The organism is Rubrimonas sp. (assembly GCF_036788415.1).
Lineage (GTDB): Bacteria > Pseudomonadota > Alphaproteobacteria > Rhodobacterales > Rhodobacteraceae > Rubrimonas.
Window position 1 is genome coordinate 1 of the sequence record NZ_DAIQNN010000088.1, and the last position, 10,606, is coordinate 10,606.

Consider the following 10,606-nt stretch of genomic DNA (forward strand, 5'->3'; position numbering starts at 1 on the left):
CTGAGAAAGGTCACGATGAATTGCCATAGGAACGAAAATCACCATTGATTTCGTTGAGCTATTTTCCGCGCGGCCACCTGATCGACCTCATTCGGTCAGAATGATCGACCTTGACCAAACCATGAACATTGACGTCAAAAAAGAAGAGGCCCGCCGTTGGGCGGGCCTCTTTGTCGATGTCTTCGATCGAACGTCAATCTGTCGGGACTGCGCCGCTCACCGATCTTCGGTAGGGGCGCGGCAATCGCAGCGCCAGCCCACGATTCCGGATCAGTCAGTGGTCGCCCGGTTCGGGCCGCGAGGCCTTGCTGGACATCAGGGGTCGGCCGGCTCATCAGCGTCGGCGTCATCCGCGTCGGGCCAGAGCGCTGAAAGGGGAAAGCTGATCGCGTCGAAGGGCGGCATCCGAACCTCGTCGGCGTCGGTCAGCGTGCCGATCTCGACCCAGGCGCCGTCGCGCAACGCGAAGGCCTCGAGCGTCCGCGCGTCCGGATCGACCAGCCATAGCCAGCCTACGCCGTGCTCGCGATACATCGCGCGCTTCGGTCCAACGTCGAGGCGGCGCGTCGAGGGGGATAGGATCTCGCATACCCAGTCAGGGGTCAGCGTGACGTATGCACCCTTTGGAAACCGCGGCATGCGCTCGCGCCGCCAACCTGCGAGGTCAGGAACGACGACCTCGTCGCCGAGATGCAGCTCCGGCTCGTCCACGATCCACCAGCCTCCGGGACCGCTTTCATCGAAGTGGAACGGACCGCCGATCTTCACGCCAAGGGCCGACCCAGCGAACGCATGCGGCATCGCCGGTCTCGGCTGGAGATGCAGAGCGCCACGGATGATTTCGGCCACCATGGTGGGCGGCGCGTCGAGCACGTCCTGGTAGGTCGCCGGTCGCCTCACCGCTGTTCGCTGCAGGTTCATCCGCTACTCCCATCGCGTGCCTGTCATTGTAGACGCGATCGCCATCATCGTCACCGTTTGCGATCCTTCAGCGGTTTTAGGCCGACCGCGCGAGAGCTGGGTCGTCGGCGTGGGCGACGCTGTCGTCCACCTCCTGGAACTCGGCCGGCAAAGCCGCCCGTCGATAGAAGGTCGCGCCCACCTCCGCCTTGTCGAACGCCGGCGCGACGCCGACGCCAGCGAGCCGCCGTCGCAGCGCGGGAGCGTTCGTTCGGCGCTCGGCAGCGAGCGTCACCAACGCGACGTAGTCGCGTTCGAAGGCGTCGACGACGTCCGTCGGCACGACGCGCTCGGCGCGCGCAAGCGACGCCGGGGCAGGAAAGCTGGGCAGGATCGGGCCGCCCGGCCGCTCGCGCATCAGCGCCGCCACGACGCGCTCGGTGGTGCGCAGCCGACGACGCAGCCGGTGCGCAGAACAAAAGCCGGGATCGCCCTGCCCCACGAAGAGATCGCGCGCCGCCGACCGCGACACGAGCGCCGCGGCGACGCCATGGCTGCCCGCGAGCCGGCGCCGCTCGGCCAGCCGCCCGTCGAGCACCGCCCGGATGACGTCGGCGACCGAGCGCGCCGTCGCGTGGGCCGCGACCTTCAGCGTCACGAAGTCTTCAGGCGCCTCGTCGACTTCGGCCGCGTCAACGAGGAGCTGGTCGAGGAAGTCCGAAAGCGCGTCGCGGGCGAAGCGGTACTCGCCGAGCTGATGGCCAGGGTCAGGCGTCGCCAGAGTCGGCAATAACCCTTCCCGCACCAGCGCGCTGACGAGCGTGAGCGGCGCGCCGAGGAACGTCTTCGCCTGCTGCATGGTGAGGCCCTCGCGCAGCTCCCGCGCGACGGCCTCGCCCGCGGCCGCGTCGAACCACGCCCGATGGTCGCTCATGCCCCGCAAGGCTTCGGGGATGACGCCGCGCGCCTCCAGCAGTTTGCGCAGCCGCCGCGGGTTCAGCCGCGACTGCTGGGCAAGGGTGCGCACGCTGTGGATGCGCCGCGCTGCGACCCGGCGATGGAGCAGGATGTCGCCGGGGCCGACCGGCATCGTCTCGACGATGTGCGCGCGCAGCAGCGCGACGAGGGGCGCGTCCGCGCGGTGCGGCTTGCGCTCGGTCGCCCAGTCGAACAGGTAGCCGAACATCGCCTTCGGCCCTGCGTGACCGCCATCGGTGGGACAGGCGGCCTGTAGCCTCTCGAAGAGCGCCCGTATCGCGTGGGGGCCCTCCGCTGCGAGGGCGAGGCCTGCCGCATCCGCCTCGTCGCGCTCGACGTCGGTGAACGCCGCCACGTTCGGCCGGGCGCCGCGGAGCGCCACGGCCCCAAGGATCTCGCAGGCCTTTACGCCCGCGTCGATCGGCTGGCCGTCGAGCCAGGCGGGACCGCCCTGCCCCGCGAGCCGCGCCGCCACGTAAGCTTGCAGCGCGCCCGGAGAGCCCGGCGCAGCGCTTTCCGCCCCGCGTTGGACGAGCGCCCAGTTCTCGGTGGCGTAGGCCGACATCGGCCGGCGCGCGAACACATGCAGCCCGCCGCGGATGTCGATCAGCCTGACATGGTGATGCGGGCAGCACCGGAGCGCGGGGAAGAGCCAGTCGACCCGGCCGCGCAGATGGAGGCGGGGGTCCCCGCTCCCCGCCTCGACGTCCTCGACCAGGCAGCGCGGGCAGACCCGCGACTGTCCCGCCAGCACGAAGTCCTCGTGGAACGTCTCCCCGCGGAACGCCGCCATGTCCGGCTTGATCCGCCTGACGGCGTTTCGCGCCACCGCGTCGGGATCGGCCCCGCCGATCTCGGCGAGGCGCCGGACGACGTCCGGCTCCCCCATGGCCAGCGCCTGCGCAGAGAGTCCCATGTCGCTGAGGAACCGGTCCGGCGCGCCGCCGGTGTGCAGTTCCGCCAGCCGGGCGGCCCAGGACATCGGCGTCTCGTCCGCGGCGAACGGCAGTTCGGGCAGCAGGCGGGTCATCGGCGCCCCCTGCCCCTGCGCTTCGTGGCCGTCTCCTCCTCGACCGGCGCCGGCGGCACGCCCAGCGGCGGCGTGCCGGCCCAGGCGTCGACCAGAAAGACGTTGTCGCCCGGCGCGCAGCCGCGCCCGAGGCCCCAGGCCTCGGCGAAGTGCTGGCGCTCGAGCGTCCCGGCCTTGACCGACAGCGCCTGCGCGATCGCGTCCACCACCGTCTCCATGCAGAGGCCGAACCGTCCGTCGACGCCGTGGAGCAGGCGCGCGGCGAGGTCCCGCTCAGTCGGCGCGCCGAGCCCCGCCTCCTCGGCGAAGCGTGCGATCATCATGCCGACGCCGCGCGCGACCTTTGGCGAGCGGCCTTCGGTCAGCGTCATGTGAGAGAACCGCCGCCCCACCTGCTCGTCGATCGTGAAGACGCGCGCCAGCGCCGGGACGCCGGACAGGATGACCGCGACCGCATTGGGTCCCTGCATCAGCGTCTTCAGGGTATCGAGCGCCTGCGTCACCTCCGTGGCGCGGCCCATCAGGTGCTGCGCCTCGTCGAGCCAGAGCACCCGCGCCCCGACGACGCCCAGCCGATGGCGGACCGTCGACCAGATGTGCCAGCGCTCCTGCCGCACGCCCATGGCGCCGTAGCCGGTCGCCGCGAGGAGCTCGAGCCCGAGCGATTTCAGCGTCGCGGGCGCCGGCACCGTGACGCGCAGGATCGGGTGACGCCCCTCCCCCACGGTCGCGCCCGAAGCCTTGAGCAGGTCGTCGAGCGCCGTGCCGACGAGGCGGGTCTTCCCGGCGCCAGGCGGCGCCATGACCATGACGCCCCGGGTGTCGCCTTCGTCGCCGTGACGAATGGGATCGAGGGTCAGGGCGCCGTCGTCGCGCGCGATCAGGATCCGCCCAAGGTGGCGCCGCAGCTCCGGGTCGTCGTCGGTGGCGACGTAGCGCCGCCGAAGCCTCTGGACGACGGCCGACGGCGAGGCCGACGGCGCGGCGTCGATGGTGTGCGAGCTTTGGTTCATTTCCGGATCTCCCAAGCGGCCAGATCGTCGTCGTGATCGTCGTCAGCGGGATCGTCGTCGGCGGGATCGTCGTCAGCGGGAGCGTGGTCGATGAGGGGCATGGATCCGGCGCCCGGAGACGACGCCGGCGCATCGCCTGTCGGGAAGCTCTGCGCGATGAGGCCGTCGCCCACCGGCGCCGCCGGAGCCGCGGGGCTCTCGGCGACACGGAAGCCGATGAACAGCCGCTGCTCTTCGGAGGCGATGCGGCGATCGCTCCAGTCCGGCAGCTTGATGTTGGTCCGCTGCATCGCCGCGGCGTTGGTGCGGGCGATGGAGTCGAACGCTTCCCGGATCACGGCGCGGTTGGCCGCCTCGGTCGTGGCGCGATCGGACCGCAGCTGTGCAACCACGTCGAGCCAGTCTTCGGCGCGGCGGCCATGGAATTCGTCCATGACCGCGCCGACCTCCAGCCAGCCCATTCCGCGCCGGACCGAGATCGCCCCGATATTGTCGGGATGCCAGCGAAGCTCGACTCGGCCCGTCTTCTTCTGCAGTTCGGGCCGGTATAGCTCGGCGCCGTGGTAGCGGACGCCGAGGACCAGCACTCCAGAGGGCTGCAGCTTGCGGGTCAGGTCAGTACCGAACACTCGGCGCCGGTCGACGATATCAGGAGCTGGCGTGACGCCGGACTGCTCGACACCCGCCGCCCACATCTGCAGCGGCGTTCTGCCATGAAGTTTATTCATGGCAAGAATTGTGGTAGATGTCGACGACCCAGCGGACGAGTACATTGCTCAGTTCCTCCACATTGAGAGCTGCAAGTTGGTTCGAGGGGTAGGCGCCGCGCTGGACAATGTTTGAGAAGGTCCGTCCGGAGAGACGCGGCATCAGGGATGTCGAGACGGTGCCGAAGAAGCGTTCGATGCGAGCACGCAGCCGCGCTTCGCCCGCCGTCGCACGCATGGCGGTGATGCCCAGATCCGCCAGCGCCGCCCGGAACTCGGCCGATCGATACGGCCCGCCCGCGTCGGTCACGACGGTCTCGGGGAGACCGCCCATGCACCAGGGCGTCAGCGCGCCGACCGCGTCGGCCCACGGCTTTTTTTCGATGAGCATCATTTCGAGCGTCGCCAGTGCGCTGGCGATGCTCGGCGCGCGGCTGAGGCGCATGGCGAGGATGCAGCGGCTATAGCTGTCCATCGCCACGCTGAGCCACATCCGCACTCCTGGCCCCTTCTTCAGGCCGAGCGCGTCCTTTTCGGCGTAGGTCAGCTTGTCCCACACGCCGAAAAGCATCAGGAGAGCAATGAGATCGACCTCCCATTCGTCGATCTCGACGCGCTCGAGGAGGCGCGACACCTCGAGCCCGGCGCCGACCGGCATGAACTCCTTGCGGGCGGCGTCGAGCCCTCTACGGCGGACCTTGGTCGCGAAGGCCGGCAAGGCCGTGATCCGGCGCTTGATGGTGCTTTTGGAGGGACAGCGCAGAGGTGAGAGGCCCTTCTCGGCGCGGCCTTCGTTAAGGACCGTGAAGGCGTCTTCGACGGCCTCGCAGATATCTTTCTGGGTCGGCTGCTGGATATGCCCGTACTTCTGTACGGTCTCCATCATCAGACGCTCGGTTTCCGGGCCCCACGGAGAGCGCGGGGCCCCGCTGCGGTGGTTGGCGCTCAGGAGGCCCCGCATACCCTCACGCTCGTAGTTCGCGACGTGATGGCGGAGGCGTCGGGGGCTATAAATTTCAGACCCCTCGTTTTTCTTGCCTCCATATTTTCGTTTGCCGTTGCTCTTGGCCTCTTTAGCCAATTTGCGCGCGCGCAACTCGATCTGGTCGAGCGCAGCCTCGATGGACTCGTCGGTGCGGACGACAAGGCCCTCCGCTTCGAGGTCGAGGAAGGCCTCGACGCAGTAGAAGCGGGTCGCAACTTTGCCCGCGACGCCCTTGGTGAGCGTAGAAAGGAACGCGTCGGCTTCGGTCCTGCTTGGCCGCTGGGCGCCCTCGATGGACAGCCGGTCACGCTCGACCGTCATCCACCCGCTGCGCAGCATCTCGGGGATTGCAGCGTGCTCGAACTGTTCAGTGATCTTGGGGCCGTCGAGGTACCGAAAGACGACGCCGAACACGTTGGCGCTGATGAACTGGCAGGGGCGGCCAGCGATGGTGAACTTATCATGCTCGGTGAACCGGTAGTGGTTCGGCGATGTCATCATGTTCATCGCGCCGCCTCCGCCAGCCGCACGCGCGCCGCGGGCGTGATGCGCTCGCGCGCGGTCAGCTCCAGCACATGGGTGCCGATGAGGCGGACGCAGGCGCGCAGGCCGCGTGCGCCCATGCCGATCGCCGCGACGAGGTCGGCGATCAGCACCGAGCCGACGAGGGACCGCACGACATCGCCCGCGCGCGTATCCGCCTCCGTGTCCGGCATGCGGAAGCCGTGGATCATCCGCGCGTTATGCGCCTCGATCGGGTCGATGGAAGCATCGGTGACCAGCGACACCCGGTCCGCGAAGCTGCGCGGCGTCGCCGACGCGATCCGGGCGAGGGTGGCGTCGAAGCGGTGCTTGGCGACGAGCGCGGCGGGCTTCACCGCGATCGCTTCGCGGAGGCCGTTGGTGTAGGTGACGCGGAAGTCGAAGACGTGGCTGCGCTCGGCGCCGTCGACGTCGGTGAAGTCGATCGGCTGCAATTGCTCCTCGACGTCGTAAACGCCACGACGCGAGAGGATCACGAACAGCGCGGTGGCCTCGAGGAGGCTCTCCGCGAAGATGATCCGGCCGGCGTTGAGACCGCGGTCTCTGTCGGCCTGAAGATGTGCGACCACATCGACGGTGTTGTGCCCCTTGGTCGCTGAAGGGGGCGTGCGCCATGCGCGTGAGGGGGCGGGCGGCATGAGGCCGCCGCAGTCGTCCAAGGCCATTTGGCCCTCCATCTGGATAGCCGGGGGCCGCTGCGGGCGAGCTTCCTCGCCCGCGCGCACCCACGCGGTGGTTTTTCGATGGTCGGACGCTTGCGAACGGAGTCCGGATGTGCTGGACTCGATGTGTGAGAGGTGCGTTCGCAGGAACGTCCGGAAGAGCGTGTCCTGGTGGTACAGGCGCGCTCTTTTGGTTTCGGTTAGGGGTTATGCTCGCTAGGTCTCTGCTCTCCTTGCCTGCGGGATCGTATGCCTCGGCCGCATCTTGTCGTGCGGTGACGGCAAAGAATCACGAGTTCACCGCCTCCACAAGAATCATTCCGCAGGCATGATTCTGGCGGGACAAACAGGTTTGGCTGGAGCTAGCACGATCGGTTTCCCCTCATGACCACCTTGGTGCGCCGCGACAACAACCCTGCCCAGAATAATGGTGATCAGACTTCCGAGGGTTCGCCTGATGATGCGGAAGACTTTGAGACAACACAAAATATAATGGAACCACAGCGCCTTTTGCGCCTCATTTTTTGTAACGATCAGGGTCAGGTTTTCACCTCAGAGACTGTTCTAAATGATCTTGTTGAAGTATCAGTTGTGGAGAAAAAAGGCATTCGTGAGAGATTTCTAGGTCATATGCAGCTCGAAGGCTATCGTCGAGCGGCGATCTCGTACAAGAAGATCCAGCCACTGCCCCTCATTGCTCAGGCTCGCCAGATCGCGATTGCATTTACTGAAACCAATGAAATGATCAGCGCCCAAGATGTTGCGGCACAGCTACCAAGTATTCGACGGACAGAGATTGTGAAGGCGCTTGGGCAGCTTGCAAAAGAGAACAAGCTCATCCGCGTTGGCCACGGCATCTATAGCCACCCCGATCGCCCCAAACCGCACCCCGACGATATCGAACAGAAGCGCGGGAAGAAGGGCGTGCCCCTTGGAAAACGAAAGAAAGCCTAGCCTCTCTCTTATATTTACTTAGTAATCATACTATCTCTCTTTGATTGTTATTTTTACATATGATACAATCTCCCTAATTTCTGATTTTTGTCGGCCTTGCGAGCTGCCCCATAATACAATCCCTCAGGCCATTCGCCTGTCGCGCACACTCCCTACATGCGTCATAACGACGCATTCGAATGAAAATGATCGGCCAGAAACGTTCTTTTGATCGTTAAGTAGGTGATCGCCAGAAAACTACCATTCCTTCATTCTTCGGCATAGAATTATCTTTGTGCACTATGGATCGCGCTGAGCAGTCGTGCTGGCGGCAATGGACCACTATGACTTCGTGCAGCCTAGCCCATGGCGGACGTTCAGCGGGCGTCGCAGGCGTCATGCGTCAATGGTTTGCCTTGCGCGCGCACTCCGCTGCCGCATGCGCTGCGGTGGCCGGCGGGCTCCTTCGAAGCATGGAGGGTGAAGCGCATGATCCTAGGTGATCAACCAGCCCCGCCGATCGAGCCGACGAATGTTGACCGGAAATCCGTTCAGCACGAGGTTGGCGGAATAAAGCAATGTCCACCGCTGGCGACACTCCAACACGGAAACCCATGCATCGAGAAAGTCGAAAGCTCGCGGACCGGTTCGCGGAAATGCGTCAGCGCGCCGGGTTTGCGAATCAGCGGGCCCTCGCGGCGGCCGCCGGTGTGAAGCAGAGCACCATCGCTGATATCGAAGCTGGCCGGACAGCGCGCCCGCGCGGCGACACTCTGATGCGCCTCGCGCAGGCGCTCGACGTCCCCATCGAGCACCTCTTGACCGACCATCAATCGCTAGATGGCGGCGCCGAGGGTCCGCCCCTCGTGATGCGCGACAAGCAAAAGCTGGGGCACCGCTTCTTGGTCGCGGTCCGACTTCGCGCGGACGAAGGCCCGCCACCAATGCTCGTCGGTCGAGACGACCAGAACCTCCTCCGCGCACGGGTCGTCGAGACCCCTCGCAATCCGCGCGCCATCCTCGTCGGCGACGTCCTCACCATCGATCTCGGCGGCCCAACCGGGTTGCGCCAACTGGTAGCTTATGTTCGCGCCGTTGACGTCGCACCCTTCGAAGCATTTCACATCGCTTGGCGAGAAGGCGTCGGGCGCGGCATGTTCATGTTGCCGCCCGGTAATCGGATCGGGCGGTCTGAAGGCGACCCGTTCGTCAGTCCGGTCATAGAAGAGTCTGGCGGAGAGTTTCGGCCGGTCGGGCCCATCGTCGACCTCTATCGCACCTATCTCGCTATGACCCAATGATCCACGCTGCAGTAGCCGCATCCTGCTCACCGAAAGCTGCAGCCTGATGCCCTCCCGAAAAACCGTCACCGCCGCCAACCTCGAAGCCCTCGGCGCGGCGCTGCTGGCGGCGCTGCTGCTCGAGCTGGCCGACGGCGACGCCGCGCTGAAGCGCCGGCTGCGCGGGCTGCTGGCCGCCGCCGAGGGTCCGACCGCCGCGGCGCAGGAGGTGCGCAAGCGGCTGGCGACGTTGGCCAAGGCGCGCAGCTTCATCGACTGGCGGCGCAACGGGCCGCTGGCCGAGGACCTCGACGCCCAGCGCGCCGCCATCGTCGGCCAGATCCTGCCAGCCGACCCTGCCCTTGCCCTCGATCTCCTGTGGCGCTTCATGGCGCTGGCCGAGCCGACGCTCTCACGCTGCGACGACAGCAACGGCCGCGTCGGCGCCGTGTTCCGCGCCGCGTGCGACGACCTCTGCGACGCCGCCGCGGCGGCTCGACCGGACCCGGTGGTTCTGGCGGACGCGGTGTTCGCCGCCATCGACGGCGCTGATTTCGGCCAGTTCGACGACCTCATCCCCGGCATGGCCGGGCCACTCGGCCCCAACGGCCTCGCGCATCTCGAAGCACGGGTGCGCGCCGCCGCGGCCGAGCCGGTCGATGTCGCCGACCCGGACGAGGTTGTCGGCTGGGGCGGCGGCGGGCCAGTCACGGCGGGGCGCATGGCGGCGCTGCGGCGCGAACTGACCACGCGCCGCGCGCTGCTCGACATCGCCGACGCGCGCGGCGACGTGGACAGCTACGTCGCCGGTTTCTCGGCGGAGGAGCGTGCGCAACGCGGCGTCGCGGTCGCCATCGCCGAGCGCCTCAGCGCCGCAGATCGCCACGCCGAGGCGCTGGCCGCCCTCGACGCCGCCGCGCCAGAGACACCGTCCTTCACGACCAGGGATTGGGAGGCCGCGCGCATCGCCGCACTCGACGCGCTGGGCCGCAAGGACGAGGCGCAGGCGACGCGTTGGGCGGCCTTCGCCCGACGGCTCGACGCAGAACCGTTGCGCGAGTTCCTCAAGCGCCTGCCCGACTTCGACGACATCGACGCCGAGGAGCGCGCGATGGCCCTCGCCGCCGCAAGCCCGGACACGCTGCAGGCGCTGGCCTTCTTCCTCTCCTGGCCCGCCCTCGACCGCGGTGCCGCCCTGATCATCGACCGCCGCGAGGCGCTCGACGGCGACGCCTACGCCCTGCTCTCCCCCGCCGCCGAGGCGCTGGCCGAGGCCCACCCGCTCGCCGCGACGCTCGCGCTGCGCGCCATGGTCGACTTCACGCTCGACGAGGCCCGCAGCAGCCGCTACGGCCATGCCGCGCGGCACCTCGCCGCCTGCGCCCGCCTCGCCCGCCGCATCGACGACTGGGCCGGCGCGCCCGATCACGACGCCTGGGCGGCCGGGCTCAAGACCGACCACGGGCGCAAGGCGGGGTTCTGGTCGCGGGTGGCTTAGCGGCCGGCGCGACGACGACAATGGAGACCGCATGCAGGGTTCGAAGGAGATCGCCGACCGCCTCGCCAAGCTCGAGG

At 67.6% G+C, this 10,606-nt stretch carries 9 protein-coding genes; 3 read left to right on the top strand and 6 right to left on the bottom strand.

The window, feature by feature from the left end; all coding sequences use genetic code 11:
* Positions 1-315 precede the first annotated feature (315 nt).
* The 6 genes from V7Q31_RS14980 to V7Q31_RS15005 form a co-directional block, all read right to left on the bottom strand.
* Positions 316-873, bottom strand: coding sequence for a Uma2 family endonuclease (locus V7Q31_RS14980; RefSeq protein WP_333834667.1), 558 nt, complete (start codon positions 871-873; stop codon positions 316-318).
* Between the two features lie 124 nt (positions 874-997).
* Positions 998-2,908 carry a TniQ family protein gene (locus V7Q31_RS14985; RefSeq protein ID WP_333834668.1) on the bottom strand — a complete coding sequence of 637 codons (1,911 nt, stop codon included), beginning with the start codon at positions 2,906-2,908 and terminating at the stop codon, positions 998-1,000.
* Complete coding sequence (locus V7Q31_RS14990) at positions 2,905-3,921, bottom strand: TniB family NTP-binding protein (RefSeq protein WP_333834669.1); 1,017 nt, start codon at positions 3,919-3,921, stop codon at positions 2,905-2,907. The genes V7Q31_RS14985 and V7Q31_RS14990 overlap by 4 nt, the downstream gene beginning before the upstream one ends.
* Complete coding sequence (locus tag V7Q31_RS14995) at positions 3,918-4,649, bottom strand: Mu transposase C-terminal domain-containing protein (RefSeq protein WP_333834670.1); 732 nt, start codon at positions 4,647-4,649, stop codon at positions 3,918-3,920. The genes V7Q31_RS14990 and V7Q31_RS14995 overlap by 4 nt, the downstream gene beginning before the upstream one ends.
* Positions 4,642-6,120: a transposase family protein gene (locus V7Q31_RS15000; RefSeq protein ID WP_333834671.1), complete on the bottom strand. Its 1,479-nt coding sequence runs from the start codon at positions 6,118-6,120 to the stop codon at positions 4,642-4,644. The genes V7Q31_RS14995 and V7Q31_RS15000 overlap by 8 nt, the downstream gene beginning before the upstream one ends.
* Positions 6,117-6,881, bottom strand: a complete 765-nt coding sequence (locus V7Q31_RS15005) for a hypothetical protein (protein WP_333834672.1) — start codon at positions 6,879-6,881, stop codon at positions 6,117-6,119. Before V7Q31_RS15005 ends, V7Q31_RS15000 begins: the two co-directional genes overlap by 4 nt.
* Positions 6,882-7,202: 321 nt before the next feature.
* Here V7Q31_RS15005 and V7Q31_RS15010 point away from each other — a divergent pair, with 321 nt between their 5' ends.
* The 3 genes from V7Q31_RS15010 (at position 7,203) to V7Q31_RS15020 (ending at position 10,529) form a co-directional block, all read left to right on the top strand.
* Positions 7,203-7,772 (top strand): hypothetical protein, encoded by a 570-nt coding sequence (locus tag V7Q31_RS15010; RefSeq protein ID WP_333834673.1) that lies wholly within the window; start codon positions 7,203-7,205, stop codon positions 7,770-7,772.
* A gap of 557 nt (positions 7,773-8,329) precedes the next feature.
* Positions 8,330-9,052 (top strand): helix-turn-helix domain-containing protein, encoded by a 723-nt coding sequence (locus V7Q31_RS15015; RefSeq protein ID WP_333834674.1) that lies wholly within the window; start codon positions 8,330-8,332, stop codon positions 9,050-9,052.
* A gap of 46 nt (positions 9,053-9,098) precedes the next feature.
* The gene (locus V7Q31_RS15020; RefSeq protein WP_333834675.1) at positions 9,099-10,529 is read left to right on the top strand and encodes a DUF6880 family protein; all 1,431 of its coding nucleotides are present in this window, start codon (positions 9,099-9,101) and stop codon (positions 10,527-10,529) included.
* Positions 10,530-10,606: the final 77 nt, after the last annotated feature.